This is a genomic window from Stenotrophomonas sp. YJH_SMC_57 (assembly GCF_059369755.1).
Genome location: NZ_JCAFSZ010000010.1, coordinates 144,741 through 162,110, shown reverse-complemented (window position 1 = coordinate 162,110; position 17,370 = coordinate 144,741). Strand labels below are relative to the sequence as shown.

General features: G+C 66.3%; 16 protein-coding genes and 4 tRNA genes. 13 read left to right on the top strand and 7 right to left on the bottom strand.

Annotated elements, in window-relative coordinates; all coding sequences use genetic code 11:
• Window positions 1-3: 3 nt before the first annotated feature.
• Window positions 4-1,383 carry a polynucleotide adenylyltransferase PcnB gene (gene pcnB / locus AC5P7U_RS15365; protein ID WP_197564608.1) on the bottom strand — a complete coding sequence of 460 codons (1,380 nt, stop codon included), beginning with the start codon at window positions 1,381-1,383 and terminating at the stop codon, window positions 4-6.
• A gap of 52 nt (window positions 1,384-1,435) precedes the next feature.
• Between pcnB and AC5P7U_RS15360 the strand changes: the two genes are divergently transcribed.
• A tRNA-Glu gene (locus AC5P7U_RS15360) sits at window positions 1,436-1,510 on the top strand.
• A gap of 537 nt (window positions 1,511-2,047) precedes the next feature.
• Here the strand turns inward: AC5P7U_RS15360 and AC5P7U_RS15355 are convergent.
• Window positions 2,048-3,472, bottom strand: coding sequence for a sugar porter family MFS transporter (locus tag AC5P7U_RS15355; protein WP_197564609.1), 1,425 nt, complete (start codon window positions 3,470-3,472; stop codon window positions 2,048-2,050).
• A 191-nt stretch (window positions 3,473-3,663) separates the two neighbouring features.
• On the opposite strand from AC5P7U_RS15355, the gene fdxA reads away from it, so the two are divergent.
• Window positions 3,664-3,987 carry a ferredoxin FdxA gene (fdxA, locus tag AC5P7U_RS15350; RefSeq protein WP_005409054.1) on the top strand — a complete coding sequence of 108 codons (324 nt, stop codon included), beginning with the start codon at window positions 3,664-3,666 and terminating at the stop codon, window positions 3,985-3,987.
• A gap of 211 nt (window positions 3,988-4,198) precedes the next feature.
• On the opposite strand, the gene AC5P7U_RS15345 is transcribed toward fdxA, so the two are convergent.
• The gene (locus AC5P7U_RS15345) at window positions 4,199-4,714 is read right to left on the bottom strand and encodes a hypothetical protein (RefSeq protein ID WP_006432432.1); all 516 of its coding nucleotides are present in this window, start codon (window positions 4,712-4,714) and stop codon (window positions 4,199-4,201) included.
• Window positions 4,715-4,746: 32 nt separating this feature from the next.
• Complete coding sequence (dapA, locus tag AC5P7U_RS15340) at window positions 4,747-5,640, bottom strand: 4-hydroxy-tetrahydrodipicolinate synthase (RefSeq protein ID WP_197564610.1); 894 nt, start codon at window positions 5,638-5,640, stop codon at window positions 4,747-4,749.
• Window positions 5,641-5,804: 164 nt separating this feature from the next.
• Between dapA and AC5P7U_RS15335 the strand changes: the two genes are divergently transcribed.
• The 10 genes from AC5P7U_RS15335 to AC5P7U_RS15290 all read left to right on the top strand — a co-directional run bounded on the left by AC5P7U_RS15335 (window position 5,805) and on the right by AC5P7U_RS15290 (window position 11,725).
• The gene (locus tag AC5P7U_RS15335) at window positions 5,805-6,365 is read left to right on the top strand and encodes a glycine cleavage system transcriptional repressor (RefSeq protein ID WP_005409051.1); all 561 of its coding nucleotides are present in this window, start codon (window positions 5,805-5,807) and stop codon (window positions 6,363-6,365) included.
• Between the two features lie 91 nt (window positions 6,366-6,456).
• Window positions 6,457-6,936, top strand: coding sequence for a peroxiredoxin (locus AC5P7U_RS15330; protein ID WP_197564611.1), 480 nt, complete (start codon window positions 6,457-6,459; stop codon window positions 6,934-6,936).
• Between the two features lie 84 nt (window positions 6,937-7,020).
• A complete protein-coding gene (locus AC5P7U_RS15325) occupies window positions 7,021-8,421 on the top strand; it encodes a PhoH family protein (RefSeq protein ID WP_197564612.1) in 1,401 nt (466 codons plus the stop codon).
• Window positions 8,418-8,924 (top strand): hypothetical protein, encoded by a 507-nt coding sequence (locus tag AC5P7U_RS15320; protein ID WP_197564613.1) that lies wholly within the window; start codon window positions 8,418-8,420, stop codon window positions 8,922-8,924. Before AC5P7U_RS15325 ends, AC5P7U_RS15320 begins: the two co-directional genes overlap by 4 nt.
• Window positions 8,925-8,936: 12 nt before the next feature.
• Window positions 8,937-9,605 (top strand): DUF1275 family protein, encoded by a 669-nt coding sequence (locus AC5P7U_RS15315; RefSeq protein ID WP_197564614.1) that lies wholly within the window; start codon window positions 8,937-8,939, stop codon window positions 9,603-9,605.
• Between the two features lie 65 nt (window positions 9,606-9,670).
• Window positions 9,671-10,480, top strand: a complete 810-nt coding sequence (thiD, locus tag AC5P7U_RS15310; protein ID WP_197564615.1) for a bifunctional hydroxymethylpyrimidine kinase/phosphomethylpyrimidine kinase — start codon at window positions 9,671-9,673, stop codon at window positions 10,478-10,480.
• The gene (locus AC5P7U_RS15305) at window positions 10,477-11,403 is read left to right on the top strand and encodes an alpha/beta fold hydrolase (RefSeq protein WP_197564616.1); all 927 of its coding nucleotides are present in this window, start codon (window positions 10,477-10,479) and stop codon (window positions 11,401-11,403) included. Before thiD ends, AC5P7U_RS15305 begins: the two co-directional genes overlap by 4 nt.
• Window positions 11,394-11,470: transfer RNA gene (locus AC5P7U_RS15300), tRNA-Arg, on the top strand. The genes AC5P7U_RS15305 and AC5P7U_RS15300 overlap by 10 nt, the downstream gene beginning before the upstream one ends.
• Window positions 11,471-11,539: 69 nt before the next feature.
• Window positions 11,540-11,616 (top strand) — tRNA-Arg (locus AC5P7U_RS15295).
• A 32-nt stretch (window positions 11,617-11,648) separates the two neighbouring features.
• Window positions 11,649-11,725 (top strand) — tRNA-Arg (locus tag AC5P7U_RS15290).
• Window positions 11,726-12,347: 622 nt separating this feature from the next.
• Here the strand turns inward: AC5P7U_RS15290 and AC5P7U_RS15285 are convergent.
• Window positions 12,348-13,268, bottom strand: a complete 921-nt coding sequence (locus AC5P7U_RS15285) for a LysR family transcriptional regulator (protein WP_133934362.1) — start codon at window positions 13,266-13,268, stop codon at window positions 12,348-12,350.
• 140 nt (window positions 13,269-13,408) lie between these two features.
• On the opposite strand from AC5P7U_RS15285, the gene AC5P7U_RS15280 reads away from it, so the two are divergent.
• Window positions 13,409-14,110 carry a pirin family protein gene (locus AC5P7U_RS15280; RefSeq protein WP_049457850.1) on the top strand — a complete coding sequence of 234 codons (702 nt, stop codon included), beginning with the start codon at window positions 13,409-13,411 and terminating at the stop codon, window positions 14,108-14,110.
• A 56-nt stretch (window positions 14,111-14,166) separates the two neighbouring features.
• On the opposite strand, the gene AC5P7U_RS15275 is transcribed toward AC5P7U_RS15280, so the two are convergent.
• Window positions 14,167-16,371 (bottom strand): TonB-dependent siderophore receptor, encoded by a 2,205-nt coding sequence (locus AC5P7U_RS15275; protein WP_495221234.1) that lies wholly within the window; start codon window positions 16,369-16,371, stop codon window positions 14,167-14,169.
• 145 nt (window positions 16,372-16,516) lie between these two features.
• On the bottom strand, window positions 16,517-17,212 hold the full coding sequence (locus tag AC5P7U_RS15270; protein WP_006432237.1) for an alpha/beta hydrolase: 696 nt from the start codon (window positions 17,210-17,212) through the stop codon (window positions 16,517-16,519).
• Window positions 17,213-17,370: the final 158 nt, after the last annotated feature.

Below are 17,370 nucleotides of genomic sequence, written 5' to 3'. Positions count from 1 at the left end.
CGCTTACTCGCCCGCCGCACCGGCCGGGGCACCCGGGCGACGGCGGCGACGGCGGCGCTTGCGCGGCGCCCCGCTTTCGTCATCCCCCTCGTCGCTGTGCATCGCATCCAGCGACGATTCCAGTTCGCGGCCGGACTGCGCCTGTGCCTCGCGCCAGAACTCGACATCGGCGGCGTGCTCGGCCGAAGCCACTTGGCGCAGGCTGAGGAAGTCGAACGCAGCACGGAAACGCGGATGGGTCAGGGTGCGGAACACGCGCTTGCGCTGGCGCGAGCCGAAACGCGACTGCAGCAGCCAGATCTCCTGCATCGGCAGCGAGAAGCGGCGCGGCAGTGCGATCGTGCTCAGCTGCTGCACGGTAACGCGGTCCGCAGCCCGGCGCTGCGCTTCTTCCGGTGCCACGCCCTGCTTGAGCAGGGTCGCCTGCGCGCGGCAGTAGGCGGGCCACAGCAGCAGCGCGAACAGGAATGCAGGCGAGACCGGCTCGTCGTTGGCCACGCGCGCATCGGTGTTGGCCAGGCCCTCGACCAGCATGCGGCGCAGCGCGCCGGTGCGGTTGGACTTGAGCGCCTTGGCGCTTTCCGGGAACAACACATCCAGCAGGCCGTAGCGCTCCAGGCCTTCGAAGCTGGCCACGCCATGCCCGGACAGGAACAGCTTGAGCACTTCCTCGAACAGGCGCGCCGGAGCCGCTTCGTTGAGCAGGCCGGCCAGCTGCGGGATCGGAGCGGCGGTGCCCTCTTCGATCTGGAAGCCGAGCTTGGCGGCCAGGCGCACGGCGCGCAGCATGCGCACCGGGTCCTCCTGGTAACGCTGCACCGGGTCGCCGATCAGTTTCATCAGCCGCGCCTGCACGTCTTCGAAGCCGCCGGTGTAGTCACGCACCGAGAAGTCCTCGATGGCGTAATACAGGGCGTTGCAGGTGAAGTCGCGGCGGACGGCATCGTCTTCGATGGAGCCGTACACGTTGTCGCGCACGAGCATGCCGTTTTCCATCTCGCGGTCGCCACTGCCGTCATCGCTGTTGGCACGGAAGGTGGCGACTTCGATGATCTCGCGGCCGAACACCACGTGGGCCAGGCGGAAGCGGCGACCGATCAGGCGGCAGTTGCGGAACAGCTGTTTGACCTGTTCGGGCGTGGCGTCGGTGGCCACGTCGAAATCCTTGGGTTGGCCATTGACCAGCAGGTCGCGCACCGCGCCGCCGACAAGGTAGGCGCCGAAGCCGGCATCGCGCAGGCGATAAAGCACGCGCAGGGCGTTCGGGCTGATGTCCTTGCGGGAGATCGTGTGCTGGTCGCGCGGGATGACGCGCAGGCTGAACGGTGATGTAGCAGAGGAAATGATGTTGGCGCTTCCGGTTGAAGTTTCGGGATTGCCCAATGGCATCGAGGTGCATATACTAGCGCTCCTGCCTCGGCAGCGACACAGTTACGCTCCCTTCGTCTAGTGGTTAGGACGTGGCCCTCTCAAGGCTAAAACAGGGGTTCGAGTCCCCTAGGGAGCGCCAGTCGCCGCAGCAGGAACCGAAAAAGCCCGCCTTGTGCGGGCTTTTCTGTTTTCCAGAGTTTGTGGCTTCGGGGTGCTTGGTCGCTGTGGCGCCTGCCTGTTCCTGCGTTTGAGGGGGCGGGCCACCCTGACCTGGACACGCAAAAGCCCATCCATGGTGCTCGATGGCGCCATCCATGGCGCCAACGGTCCAGGCCAGGGTGGCCCGCCCCCTCCTGACAGTTTCCCTCGACGGCGGCACGAACAGCCTCGCTCCTCCGCAGCCAATTCAATCCCGACGCGCAGACCTGCGTCCGCCACCCGCAATGTGTCGAGAGGCTGCAGGCCAGCCGATCCAGGACCGTTGGCGCCATGGGTTCGGCGCATGCGCCGGACGGGCTGGGCAGGACGCCCAGCCCCGGTCTTGCCGAGTGCGCAGGATGGCGCACTCGAGCAAGGCGCCATCGAGCCCCCATGGATGGGTTTACGGCGTGTCCTGGATCGGCTGGCCTGCAGCCTCCCCACGGAGAAAGGAGGCGCTGAAACCCAGGCTGGGACGTCAGCCTTCCATCTGCTCCAGTTCCTTGCCCTTGGTCTCGCGCACATGGCGGACGACGAAGAAGATCGAGAGGATCGCTGCGACCGTATAGATGCCGTAGGCCCCGGCCAGGCCGATGCCGGCCAGCAGCATCGGGAAGGTCACGGTGATCGCGAAGTTCGAGGTCCACTGTGCCGCGCCGGCCACTGCCAGTGCCGGGCCGCGGATCTGGTTCGGGAACATCTCGCCCAGCATCACCCACATCACCGGGCCCCACGACATGTTGAAGAACACCACGTAGACGTTGGCCGCGACCAGCGCCAACCGGCCCATGCCGTCGGACAGCTGCAGGCGGCCATCGGCCAGGCTGCCACTGGCAAAGGCCACCACCATCAGCACCAGCGCCACCGACATACCGACTGAACCGACCCACAGCAGCGGCTTGCGGCCGATGCGGTCGATCAGCAGCACGGTCAGCAGGCAGGCCCCGATGCTCAGTGCACCCGACAGCACGTTGATCAGCAGTGCATCGCTTTCCGAGAAACCGACCGCCTGCCACAGCACTGCCCCGTAGTAGAACACCACGTTGATGCCGACCAGCTGCTGGAACATGGCCAAACCGATGCCGACCCAGAGGATCGGACGCAGCCGGCCGGTGGCCTTGTCGAGCAGATCACTGAAACGCGGCTTGTGCTGATCCTGCGCCAGGCTGGCTTCGATCTCGGCCTGCTTGGCTGCCGCCGCGCCGTCGCCGTACAGCCGCGACAGCACCGCCCTCGCCTGCGCCTGCCGCCCCTTCAGCACCAGGAAGCGCGGGCTTTCGGGAATCACCAGCAACAGCAGCAGGAACAGCCCGGACGGCAGCGCCTGCATCCAGAACATCCAGCGCCAGGCCTCGTGGCCCAGCCACAGGGGCTCGGTTGACGCCCCGGCTGCGCGGGCCAGCAGGTAGTTGCTGAGGAAGGCGGCGAACAGCCCGCAGATGATGGCCATCTGCTGCACCGTGGCCAGGCGGCCGCGATAGCGTGCCGAGGCCACTTCGGCAATGTAGGCCGGCGACATCACGCTGGCTGCACCCACGGCAAAGCCGCCGAGCACGCGCGCGGCGATGAACAGCCAGGAGGCATGGGCGGCGCCGGCGCCCAGCGCCGAGACCAGGAACATCAATGCCGAGACGATCAGTACGCCGCGGCGCCCCAGGCGATCCCCCAGCCAGCCGGCCAGGAAGGCGCCGATCGCGCAGCCCAGCAGCATCGAAGCAACTTCGAAACCCAGTGCCACTTCGCTGGAGTTGAAGGCCTGGCGCAGGCCATCGACCGTGCCATTGATGACACCACTGTCGAAACCGAACAGGAATCCACCGAGGGTGGCCACGCAACTGATCAGGACGATGAACGCGGTGTTCTCACCGCCGTGCGGGGCGGTGCCGGTCTGGACTTGGGACATGGACGATCCTGCTGGAAAGGGAATTCGGCCACCCCTGCGGCCGATGGCCCGCAGCGTCGCACAGGCTCGGCCGTGCCGCCAATGGCCGCAGCGGTCGCGCCTGCCAGGCGCCCGTTTTCCGTCCCGCGCCGACACCGGGGGCCAACCTGTTCTAGAATTGTCAGGTTCAGGAATCGATCCACCCCCAGCCCATGCCCTTTGTCGTCACCGAAAACTGCATCAAGTGCAAACACACCGATTGCGTGGAAGTGTGCCCCGTGGATTGCTTCCACGAAGGCCCGAACTTCCTGGTGATCGACCCGGATGAGTGCATCGACTGCACTCTCTGCGAGCCGGAGTGCCCGGTCAACGCGATCTTCCCGGAGGACGATGTCCCCGCCGGGCAGGAAGGCTTCGTCGCCCTCAATGCCGAACTGGCAAAGGAATGGCCGGTGCTGACCGTGCGCAAGGACCCGCCCGCCGACGCCGGCGAATGGGACGGCAAGCCGGACAAGCTGAAGCTGCTGGAGCGCTGAGAAGCGCTCACTGCGGCAACGAAAAAGGGCGCCGAGGGCGCCCTTTTCTGTTCTTCGGCAGATGCCAACCGCGCGATCCGGTAGGTGCCAACCTTGGTTGGCACAGAAGCGTCGACCAAGGTCGACCTCTACCAGGGCACGTCATCCGGTAGGTGCCAACCTTGTTTGGCACAGAAGCGCCGACCAAGGTCGGCCTCTACCAGGGCGGCTCTTACTGGGCCAGCTTCGCCTTCAGTGCGGCAATCAGCTTGACCGGCGCTTCGGCCGTGGCCGGCAGGCCACGCGGATCGACCGCGGAGATGTAGGCGCCGGCATCGACCGCAACCACGCGGACCAGGAAGTTGCTGCCTTCGTAGGCCACGTCGTACGAGCCCAGCAGCTGCGCGCGGCTGGCGATGGTCACGCCTTCCACGCCTTCCAGCGCGGTGCCGACCTTGGCGAAAGCCTCGTCCTTGCCGCCGGCGATGGTGAAACCGGTATTGCCCACGGCCGGGGCCGCAGCCACCGGCGCCGCCGGCTTGGTCGCCGAAGCCAGCGTCGGCACCTTGTTGTCGGAGGTGGCGTTGGGCAGGTTCAGGTCCGGCGGCACTTCCAGCGGACGCATTTCCGGGGCCAGGGCGTAGTCGCCCTTGACGCCACGCTTGAAGCAACCGGTGGTGCCGGCCGCGACAGCTACAGCAAGCAGGGCGTAGGACAGCACGCGGACGGTGGAAACGGATTGACGCATGTGAATCTCCTGGGTCAGACCAAGACGGAAGGTCAGTGGCTGGAAAGGGCTTCGAGGGCGGCGATGTCGCCGGCAAGATGGTCGGCAGCCGGATGATGCGCCGCCGACAGCGGCAGCAGCGGCAGGCGCAGGTCGTGGCCGATGCCGATGCGGCGCAGCAGCGCCTTGACCGGAATCGGGTTCGGCTCGACACCGCAGAAGTCGTGGAATGGCTGCAGGCGCGCATCCCACGACCCGGTGGCTTCGTGGTCATGGGCGGCGGCCAGTTCGCACATGCGGCGATAGGCGCCGGGCAGCACGTTGGAGCCGACCGATATCAGGCCGTCGATACCGGCCTGGATCGAGCGCGCGGCCGTGCCGTCATCGCCACTGAGCACCGCGAACCGCGGGCTGCGCAGCGCCAGCAGCGCCTGCACCCGGCCGGTGTCGCCCACCGCTTCCTTGATGCCGACAATGTTGGGATGGCCGGCCAGTTCGGCCACGGTCTCCGACTGCATGTCGCAACCGGTGCGGCCGGGCACGTTGTACAGCACGACCGGCAGCCCGCCCTGGTCGGCAACCGCGCGGTAGTGCGCGATCAGGCCGGCCTGGGTCGGCCGCACGTACGGCGGGGTGACCACCAGCGCATGGCTGGCACCCAGTGCGGCAGCGCGGCGGGTCTGTTCGATGGTTTTGGCCGTACCCGACAGGCCGGTACCGGCCATGACCGGGATGCGGCCACCGATGCGCTCGACCGCGCTGGCCAGCAGCTGGTCGTACTCGGCATCGGTGAGGGTCGCCGCTTCACCGGTCGAGCCGGCTACGACAACGCCATGGACGCCACCTTCCAGTTGCAGGTGCAGCAGGCGCTGCCAACCGTCGGGATCGAGGGCGCCGTCGGCCCGGAACGGGGTCGCCAGCGCGGTGATGAGGCCGGAAAGGGACAAGGACGTGCTGCTCTTGGCTGGGAAGGGAAAACGCCCGCCACGAAAGGCCGGGGGCGACCTGAATGTTACTTGCGGCGCGAAAGCACGGGCAAGTATGCTGGACACCGGTGGATCCCCGCCTCTGGCGGGCATTCAGACTAACGCATGCATTACCCGGAATCGCCTTGACCGACACCACCCCGCGCCCCGCGCCGAGCGAAAACCACCTCCTGATCAACGCCTATACGACGCATCCGGAGTCTCCCCTGCTGTCCGTCACCCGCCGCATTGCCGACAGCGGCTGCAACCTGGTGGACGCGCGCCTGGCCACGGTCGGCCGCGATGTCTCGGTCACCGCCCTGGCCACCGGCTCCTGGGACTCGGTGGCCAAGCTGGAAGCGATGCTGACCCGGCTGGAGCGCGAGGAAGGCCTGAAGCTGGTCTGGTACCGCACCGCTGCCAAGCAGGCGCAGTCCAACCTGCTGCCGTACATCGTCGAAGTGATCGCCGCCGACAAGCCAGGCATCCTGTTCCAGCTGGCCGATTTCTTCGACCGCCAGGGCATCACCATCGAGAACCTGCAGAGCACCCGCTACCGCGCCATGCAGACCGGTGCGGAAATGTTCAGTGCGCAGGTGACCATCGGCGTGCCGGCCAACATGCACATCGCCGCGCTGCGCGACGATTTCCTTGAGTTCTGCGACCACCTGAACCTGGACGCGATCATGGACCCGATGAAGTTCTGAATGAATTCCTGATTTTTCGCGCGTCCCTCACGGGCGCGTGGCGTTTCATGCAATTGTCGTAGAAAGAACCCAGGCTCGACAGAAGGACCTCATGAACAACGGCGACACCCTGGACAGCACCACCCTCTCCCTGCCGCTGGCCCTGTCCGGTGGCGACCAGGCCACTCTCGGCGATTACGCCGGCCACTGGCTGGTGCTGTACTTCTATCCCAAGGACAGCACCCCCGGCTGCACCACCGAAGGCATCGACTTCAACGCGCTGCTGCCGGCGTTCAAGAAGGCCGGTGCGGTCGTGCTCGGTGTCTCGCGCGATTCGGTGAAGTCGCACGACAACTTCTGCGCCAAGCAGGGCTTCAACTTCCCGCTGGTCAGTGATGGCGACGAAGCGCTGTGCAGCGCCTTCGGCGTGATCAAGATGAAGAACATGTACGGCAAGCAGGTACGTGGCATCGAGCGCAGCACCTTCCTGATTTCCCCCGACAGCCGCATCGTGCAGTCCTGGCGCAAGGTCAAGGTTGCCGGCCATGCCGATGCCGTTCTCGCCGAACTGAAGGCCTCCCAGTCCAAGTGAGTCCCACTGCCTACTGTGTCTGCCATCACCCTGCCCTGCGGCAGGCCGTGATGGTTTTTCCCTGTCCGTAACCAGGAATCGACGATGACCCGAGGCAAGCGCATCTACGTGCTGGATACCAACGTGCTGATGCACGATCCCACCGCGCTGTTCAAATTCGAGGAGCACGACGTTTACCTGCCCATGCAGGTGATCGAGGAGCTGGACAACGGCAAGAAGGGCACGTCCGAAGCGAGCCGCAATGCCCGCCAGGTGAGCCGCTTCCTCAACGAGCTGGTGCAGGCGTCCGGCCTGGACAACCTGGCCGACGGCATTCCGCTGCAGCGCCCCAATGGGCTGCAGCTGCGGGGCAAGCAGAGCGCCGGCAAGCTGCGCTTCCAGACCAGCCATTTCGACGCCGGCAAGAGCTTCGGCAAGGTGATCCCGGACAACGCCATTCTCGGCGCGATCCTGGCGCTGAAGGAAGACACCCCGGACCTGCCGGTGGTGTTCGTTTCCAAGGACATCAACCTGCGGATCAAGGCGGCGATCGCCGGCATCGTGTCCGAGGACTACGAGAACGATCGCGCGCTGGACGATTTCAGCCTGCTCTACACCGGCGCCACCGAGCTGCCGGAAGACTTCTGGAAGCGCCACGGTGAAGACCTGCGCAGCTGGAGCGACAAGGGCCGTACCCATTACGAAATCCAGGCCCAGGACGGCGAGGAGTGGTACCCGAACCAGTACGTCTACCTGCCCGGCGAAGATGAAGTCGAGCTGCGCGTCAGCCGCGTGGTCGGCGACGGCAAGGTGGTGCTGTCGCTGGTCGACGATTTCCGCCATGGCAGCCATGCCGTGTGGGGCATCAGTGCACGCAACCGCGAGCAGAACTTCGCGCTCAACGCGCTGATGGATCCGGAGATCGACTTCGTCACCCTGCTCGGCACCGCCGGCACCGGCAAGACCCTGTTGGCACTGGCTGCCGGCCTGGCGCAGACGATGGACCAGCAGCGCTACCGCGAGATCATCATGACCCGCGCCACGGTCAGCGTCGGCGAGGACATCGGCTTCCTGCCCGGCACCGAGGAAGAGAAGATGACACCGTGGATGGGCGCGCTGACCGACAACCTGGAAGTGCTGACGCACAACCAGGAAGGCGGCACCTGGGGCCGCCAGGCGACCAACGACCTGCTCGCCAGCCGCATCAAGATCCGCTCGATGAACTTCATGCGCGGCCGCACCTTCCTGTCGCGCTACCTGATCCTGGACGAGGCGCAGAACCTCACCCCGAAGCAGATGAAGACACTGATCACCCGTGCCGGCCCGGGCACCAAGATCGTCTGCCTGGGCAACGTCGAGCAGATCGACACCCCGTACCTGACCGAGACCACCTCGGGCCTGACCTATGCGGTGGATCGCTTCAAGAACTGGCCGCACAGCGCGCACATCACCCTGCGCCGTGGCGAGCGTTCGCGCCTGGCCGATTACGCTTCGGAGGTGTTGTGAGCCGCTGCGCCCGCCTGCTGATGCCCACGGCTGCGATCGCCCTCGCAGCCGTGCTGGGTGCCTGCACCACCATGCGCGGCCCGGCCAGCGTGCCGACCGCCGAGCGTACCGGACAGTCCTGGGTGGTCACCCGCCCGATCATCGCCGCGCAGGTGCTCGACACCTGCTCGCGCCCCAGTCCCGGCCGCGAGGCCGGGCGGGTCAGCGGCTACTGGGCACCCAGCCGGCAACAGATCGATCAGCTGGAAGCGAAGCTGTCCTCGCTGGAGGCGCAGGTGCCGAAAGTGCTGGACTTTGATCGCCAGTACGTCGGCATCGAAAGTGCCGGCAAGCGGCTGATCTACATCAACGCCTTCCACCTGCCTGACGACAGCGGCATCAATCCGGCCCGCGAAGCGATCCGCGTCTGCGATGGCGGCACACAGTTCTGGGGCGCCGTGTTCGACCCGGCCAGCAATACCTTCAGCGAGCTGCAGTTCAACGGCGGCTTCGGCGGACCCTGAGCGGCCCTGCCGATGGGAATACGCCTGCCCACCTGGGTCTGGATCGGTGCGGTCGCGCTCTCGTGCGTGGCCGGCATGGTCAACGTGGTCGGTTTTCTGGGTTTCGAGCACCAGGCGGTCAGCCACATGACCGGCAGCACCAGCCAGCTGGGCATGGCGCTGGCCCAGGGTGACTGGCGTGCGGTCGGGCACCTGTGGGGGCTGTTGATCGCCTTCTCGCTGGGCGCAATGCTCAACGGCCTGTTGATCCAGGACAGCGCCCTGCAGCTGGGGCGTCGTTACGGCGTCGCGCTGGCGCTGGAATCGGCGCTGCTGCTGGTGGCCATTCCGCTGTTTGAACAGCACCAGATCTGGGGCGCGCTGGCCGCCGCCATGGCCTGCGGCCTGCAGAATGCGCTGGCCACCACCTTCAGCGGCGCAGTGGTGCGCACTACCCACCTCAGCGGCATGTTCACCGACCTCGGCATCGGCCTCGGCCACCTGCTGCGCGGCCTGCCGCTGCAGGTTCGCCGGCTGACCCTCAGTGGCCTGATCATCAGCGGCTTCCTTGCCGGTGGCATCCTCGGCGCCTGGTTGTTCGTGCGCTGGCAATACGATGCCCTGCTCGCCCCTGCCCTGCTGACCGGCCTGACCGGGCTGGGCTACGTGGTGTACCAGCAGTGGGCGCGCTGGCGGCATTGAGTTGAAGCGCATCCACGCATGGCGTGGATCTACCTTCCCCAGCGGGACCACGGCACAATCGCTGGATGAGCCCGACCACTCCCGTATCCGCCCTCACCATCGCCGGCTCCGACTCCGGCGGTGGTGCTGGAATCCAGGCCGACCTGAAGGCGTTCGCTGCACATCGCGTGCATGGCCTCTCGGCGATCGCCGCGCTGACCGCACAGAACACCCGCGGCGTGATCGCCGTGCACGTGCCGCCGATCGACTTCCTGCGTGCGCAGCTGGAGGCCTGCTTCGACGATTTCGATATCCACGCGGTGAAGCTCGGCATGCTGGCCAACGCGGAGGTGATCAACGTCGTTGCCGACGCACTGCAGCGCCATCGCCCGCCGCACGTGGTGCTGGACCCGGTGATGGTCGCCACCAGCGGCGCTCGCCTGCTGGAAGACAGCGCATTGCAGGCCATGCGTGAGCGCCTGATTCCCCTTGCCACGCTGATCACCCCGAACACACCGGAAGCGGAGCTGCTGGTCGGACGGAAGATCAGCAACGGCAATGATGCCGAGCAGGCCGCCAGCGCCCTGCTCGACCTCGGTGCGGGTGCCGTTCTACTCAAGGGCGGCCATCTGCATGAGGGCAATCGGGTGGTCGACCGCTACTTCGATGGCGTCAGCAGCGAAGAGTTCATCCACGCCCGGCTGCCGCTGGATGCGCACGGCACCGGCTGCACGCTGGCCTCGGCCATCGCCGCGCAGCTGTGCAACGGCCTGAGCCTGGCCAATGCCTGCGAGGCCGGCATCGACTATGTCGCGCGCGGGCTGCAGAGGGGCTACGCCCCCGGCCGCAGCGAAGTGCTGGTGCTCGATCACTTCGGCGCGGCACCGCACGCATGAGCCTCACTCCGGACGTGCTCGCTGTCCAGTGCGACGACGGCCATCGTTACGAGGTGATTGCCTGCGTGCCTGAACAGCCCATCGCGCGCCTGCTGTGGCTGCCGGCACTGGGCGTGGCGGCACGCCACTACCTGCCGCTGGCGCAGGCGCTGGCGGCCAGGGGCGTGGCGGTCTACCTGCATGAGTGGCGCGGCAACGGCAGCAGCTCGCTGCGCCCGTCACGCACGCAGGACTGGGGCTATCGCGAGGTACTCGAACAGGATCTGCCGGCCAGCCAGGCCGTGCTGGCCGCCGCGGATGATGAAGCTGGCGCCCTGCACTGGATCATCGGTGGCCACAGCCTGGGCGGACAGCTGGCCTGCGTGCATGCCGGCCGCGCCCCGCAACACTTCAACCGTCTATGGCTGGCGGCCAGTGGCTCGCCGTTCTGGCGCGGCTTTCCGCCACCGCGTGGCTGGCTGCTGCCGTTGGTCTACCGCTTCCTGCCGTGGATCGCGCAGCGCCAGGGCGTGCTGCATGGCCGGCGCCTCGGCTTCGGTGGTACCGAGGCGCGGGGACTGATCGCCGACTGGGCGCGCGTCGGCTTGAACAACCACTACGCCGCCGTCGGCATGAGCGAAGACCTCGATGCGCAGATGGCGCGCGTGCACGGCAGTGCGCAGGCGGTGCTGATGGAACACGACTGGCTGGCGCCGGCCGGCTCGATGCGCACGCTGCTGGCGAAGCTGCCGAATGTGGACGCGCAGCTGCGCGTGCTGTCCGCGCAGGAACTGGGCACGCATGCCGATCATTTCGCATGGCTGAAAGCCCCGGACGCCGTGGCTGACTGCTTTTTCATTCAGTTGGGTGAAAATTTTCACAAAACTGTTGACGGTGCGCGCCGACATCCGCATAATTCCGCTCCTGTCGCAGGGCGCCCGTAGCTCAGTTGGATAGAGTACCTGGCTACGAACCAGGCGGTCGGGAGTTCGAATCTCTCCGGGCGCACCACTCGACAGGTTTCCAGCATCCGCCGCTGGAAATGCAGTAAAATTTGGCAGTAAGTTGATTGTGTACCGCGCGCCCGTAGCTCAGTTGGATAGAGTACCTGGCTACGAACCAGGCGGTCGGGAGTTCGAATCTCTCCGGGCGCACCATACACAGTCGGCACAACAAGTTTATGTAATTGGCGCCCGTAGCTCAGTTGGATAGAGTACCTGGCTACGAACCAGGCGGTCGGGAGTTCGAATCTCTCCGGGCGCACCATTACACCGAAACAGCAGGCCTCGGCCTGCTGTTTTTTTATGCGTGTTTTTTGGCAGGGCTGCGCCCTGCACCTGCAGATGCTTCAAGCCAAGGCAAGCCAAGCCAAGCCAAGGCAACAGCAACGGCAAAAGCTGGCATTCCGTGGATTGGCGGGGCGGTGTCGGAGTGCGGGGACGCCGTGAACCCATCCCTGGGGGCTTGGCCGCGGCATCCATGCCGCGGACACCCCGCACTCCGACACCGCCCCACCTCTGACAGATTCCCGCGATCTGATGGATCCACGCCATGCGTGGATGAATCTCCATCGAATTCGAACATTTCGACAATTGATCGAAGAGCATCCACGCATGGCGTGGATCTACCGTGTCGACCAAGGTCGACACCCACCAACCGCACCAGCACCGACAGATCGCCGGAAACTGTCGAAGGCGGGGTGGGTCCGGTTGCGGGAGTGTCCGCGGCATGGATGCCGCGGCCAAGCCCCCAAGGATGGGTTTACGGCGTCTCCCGCAACCGGACCCACCCCGCCATCCATCAGGAAACCTGCTTTTGCTTTTGCTGTTGAGGTTGCCGGCCAGCGGCCGGCACTACCAGGGGTGCAGGGCGCAGCCCTGCCAAACCCCTACCCCCCGGCCATGGCCTGCCACCACTGCGACAGCAGCTCCGGCCTGCGCAGGCGCTCGCGCCACCAGCGCAGTGCCGCGCCATCCTCACCCGTGCGCCAGGCCAGCCAGAAGGTCTCTTCCGGCTTGTGTTCCTCCACCTCGCGGATCACCAGCTGGCCGCGCGCCACGGCTGCGCGCGCACACGGCTCAGGCAGGAAGCCGAAGCCAACGCCCTCGCACTGCAGCTTCAGCTTGCTGGCCATGTCCGGCACCGTCAGCATCTCCTGCCCCATCAACAGGCCCACCGTGCGCGGCAGCAGCCGGCGCGCCGAATCGGAAACGGCGATCGCGCAGTGTTCGACCAGCTGCTCGCGACCGAGCACGCCCGGCACGTTGGCCAACGGATGATCCGGCGCGACCGCGAACACGAACGCCACCGTGCCCAGCGGCTCGACCACATACCCACCGCCACTGGGGCCCTCGCCCGGTGCGCCCACCAGCAGGTCGGCACGTCTGTCGAGCAGGGCCTCCCAGGTGCCGGACAGGGCTTCGCCGATCAGCCGCAGCCGGGTCGGCGCCTCGGCCTCACGGAATGCAGCGATGTCAGGGCCCAGCAGCCAGGTCGGGAAAACCGAATCCACCGCAAGGGTCAGCTCGGTCTCCCAGCCCGATGCCACCCGGCGCACCCGCAGTTCCAGTTCGCGGGCCGCGCGCAGCAGGTGCCGGCCCTCGTCCAGCAACGCGCGGCCGGCCTCGGTCGGCTCGGCACGCGGCCCGACCCGGTCGAACAACTGAACGCCCAGATCCTCCTCCAGCTTGGCCACGGTGTAGGAGATGGTCGAGGGCACCTTGTGCAGGGCCTTGCCGGCGCCGGCGAACGAGCCGCGGCGGTCAATGGCATCGAGGATCTGCAGGGCATCGAGGCTGAGCTTGAGCATTCGAATTTTTCGATGATGGCTGTCAAAACTATCCGTTTTTCAAACCATGGGTGCAAGCGGATACTTCTCTCCAACGGGGAAACACGGCGGCTACCGCCCCACCCCGCCCCATCGAAACCATCGAACAAGGAGATTCCATCATGCTGCAGATCCGCAAGAGCGCTACCCGTGGCCTGGCCGAGCATGGCTGGCTGTCCTCGCGCCATACCTTCTCCTTCGCCAACTACTACGATCCCCGCTACGTCAGCTTCGGCCCGCTGCGGGTGATCAACGAAGACAAGGTGATCGGCGGCCAGGGCTTCGGCACCCACAGCCACAGCAACATGGAGATCGTGTCCTATGTGCTGGGCGGCGCGCTGGAGCACAAGGACTCGATGGGCACCGGTTCGGTGCTGCGCTACGGCGACGTGCAGCGCATGAGCGCCGGCAGCGGTGTCAGCCACAGCGAGTTCAACCACTCGGCCGACGAGACCGTGCACTTCCTGCAGATCTGGATCTTCCCGGATGCGGAGAACATCACCCCGTCCTACGAGGAGACCCACTTCACGCCGGACAGCAAGCGCGGCCAGCTGCGCCTGATCGCCTCGCCGGACGGCGCCGACGGTTCGCTGCGCATCCACCAGGATGCCCGCATCTTCGCCACCATCCTCGATGGCGGCCAGAAGCTGCACCATGCGCTCGGCAACGGCCGCGGCGCCTACGTGCAGGTGGCCCGTGGCCAGTTGCAGGTGAACGGCATCACCCTTGAAGCCGGTGATGCGCTGCAGGTCAGCGACGAAGCGCAGCTGACCCTGGAAAACGGCAACGACGCCGAAGTGCTGGTGTTCGACCTGCCGCTGTAACCATGGCGCCCGCGATGCCATGACGCATCGCGGGCGTTTTCGTGGGGCGACTGGCGTCAGAACCTGTACGTCATCGCCAGACGTACATTGCACGGCTCACCCCAGGTGTACGTGCTGTACCAGCTGAAGATGGTGTAGTAGCGCTTGTCGAGCAGGTTATTGACGTTGAGCGTGGCCGACAGGCGATCGTTGAATTCATAGCGCGCCATCGCATCCAGCAACCAGTATGGCTGGGTGCGATGCACCACCTTGGCCTGCGTGGCCGGGTTGGTGATCTCGCCGAAGGTGGAATCCTGCCAGCGCGCGCCACCACCCAGCGTCAGCCCCTTCCAGTCGCCACGCAGGCGATAGCTGGTGTGCAGGCTGAACTGGTTTTCCGGCTCCAGCGTGGTCACCTTGCCACCGGCCTGGCGCGCGATCTTGTGGGAGAACCCACCCTGCACCTGCCAGCCCTCGGCCAGCTGGCCAGACATTTCCAGCTCGTAGCCCTTGGTACGCACCCCCATCAGGGCGCGATAGGCATCCTGACCATCCGGTGTCTTGCCACCGGTGGGCTGGGCAAAGTTGTCCTGGTCAAGCTGGAACAGCGCTGCACTGGCGTTGAAGCGGCCATCGAGGAACTCGGCCTTCAGGCCCATCTCGTAGCTGCGGCCTTCCAGCGGATCCAGCGCCTTGCCCTGTTCGTCACGCTCGCCCTGTGGCTTGAAGATGGTGCTGTAGCTGGCGTACACCGAATAGTGCTCGCCGAGGTCGTAGACCACGCCGGCATACGGCACGAACACGCCGGTCTCGCGCGTCTGCGGCGAGCGGTAGCTGGCCAGGCGGCTGCCAACGATCACCTTCAGCGGATCGGCCAGGTCAAAGCGACCGACCACGTACAGGCCGTTCTCACGGGTCACTTCGTTGTTGTCGTAGCTGCGCTGCCATTGCGGCTCGGCGATGTCGCCGTCCCAGCGGCGATAGTCCGGCACTGTATCGGGGAAACCATCCTGTGGGCCGTAGCCGGTATTGGTCCAGCGCTTGCGCGAGGCACTGCCGCCGATCACCAGCTCATGCGCGCGGCCGAACAGGCCGAAATGCCCGCTCACATAGAAGTCGGCGGCGTTGCTGACCGTCTTTCCGACGTACTTGCCGAGCCACAGGCTGACGCCTTCTCCGGTCAACGGATCGGGATTGCCCGCGGCGGCACCGGCCAGCGCAGCGTCGTAACCGTTGACCTGGTGGTTGAGCTGCAGCTTGGCCACCCAGTCGTTGGAGAACGTATGCTCCAGCGTGGCAAAACCAGTGCGCACATACTGACGCCAGCCGGCCCAGCGTGCGCCGTTGTTGAACGAGCGCGGCATGCGGTTGAAGTTGCCGGCACTGTCCAGCAGCGGAATACCGCCCCACGTCGAACCCTTCGGATCGCTGTCCATCGCATCGACACCCACGGTCAGTAGCGTGCGCTCGCCCAGATCGGCTTCCAGCACTGCGTAGCCGACCTTGCTGGTGCGCTGGTAGTGGTCGAGGTTGGAATGCTTGTCTTCCCATGCCCCCACCGCGCGGCCGCGTACGCGGCCATCGGCAGTCAGCGGGCCACCGACATCGAGCTCGGCACGGTAGTCGTCCCAGCGGCCGACACCCAGCGAGGCGCTGCCAGCGAACTCCCTGCCCGGCTTCTTGCGCACCAGGTTGATGGTCGCGCCGGGATCGCCCATACCGGTCAACAGGCCGGTGGCGCCCTTGAGCACTTCGATGCGGTCGTAGATGGCGGTATCGCTGAGCGTGTTGCCGGCGGAGTAGGCCGAGTCACGCGACATCGGGATGCCGTCGTACTGGAAGTTCTGCACCGCGAAACCACGTGCGTAGTACTCGGTGCGCTCGCTGTCGTAGGTGACGATGCTGATGCCCGGGGTCACCCGCATCACGTCGTCGATGCCGTGCAGGCCAAAGTCATCCATCTCTGCACGGGTGATCACGCTGATGGTCTGCGGGGTCTGCCGCGGGGTCAGCACCAGCCGGGTGGCGGTGGCGATGGTGCCCGGTGTGTAGGCGCCGCTGCCTTCGGTGATGGTACCGAGCTGGTTGGCGGTGACCTGCACGGTCTGCAGGGTCTGCGAGGCGGGCGACTGCGTGGCCTTGTCGCCGTCATCGGCGGACTGTGCGACGGCGCTGCCGCTGCCGGCCAGTGCAGCGATCAGCAGGCTCTGTGCGAGCGCCTGCGGCAGCGGGCGGCGGCGCAACAGCGAAGACGGGATACGGGCAACGGGTACGGGCAGCACGACGGGACCTCCACGATCGGGTGGGATCCTCTGGCGACGGCTGGAGGGGATGGGGATTCGGCCGGGTGGCCGCAGGCGCAGGAGTGTACTCCCCTGCGCCCCGGCTGTCGTGCGATGTGCTGTCGTGCGTCGCGATGGCGCGGGATCAGCCGCCGATGGCGGCGCAGGCCTCCAGGATCAGCGCGGTTACTTCCTTCGGCTGCGAGGCCAGCGAGGCATGGCTGGCATCCAGCTCCAGCAGTCGCTTGGGCTGCATCCTGCCAGCCATGGCCTTCTGGTTCTCCGGCGCGATCATGCGGTCATGGCGGGACAACTGGTACCAGCTGGGCCGGTGCTTCCACGCCGGGTCACTGACCGCATCGCCGAAGGTGCTGGCCAGCGGCGCCTTCTGGGTCACTGCCATCACCCGGCCCTCGTCGGCGCTCAGGTCCTGGCAGAAACTCTCATGGAACTTGTCCGCGCGCAGCCACAGGTAGCCATCGCTGTCCGGTGCGAGGTTCGGCGCCGCCTCCGGCAGGTGCTGCTGGGTGATGCCGCCCGGGCTCTCGCCGGCATCCGGGGCGAAGGCGGCAATGTAGACCAACCCCTTCACGTTGGCCTCGTTGCCGGCCTGGCTGATCACTGCGCCACCATAGGAATGGCCGACCAGCAGCACCGGCCCGTCGATCTGCCGGATCATCTTCTGGGTACGACCCGCATCGTCAGCCAGCGAGGTCAGTGGCAGTTCCACCGCCTGCACGCGGTCATGGCCGTTGCGATGCAGTTCCAGGATCACCTTGGCCCAGTGTGCGGCCCCGCCCCAGAATCCATGGACGAGGAGGATGGTCGGTGTGGTGCTCATGTACGGATCTCCGGCAGCGGCCGGCGGAATGCCGACCGTGCAGCCACTGTCCGTGGGCGGCGTTAACCACTGGTGACGCAATCGGGTCACTGCAATCGTATGCGTCGTCCAATGTCATGCATGGCACTTGCCGATCCCGCCTGAAAACGTTTCCATGA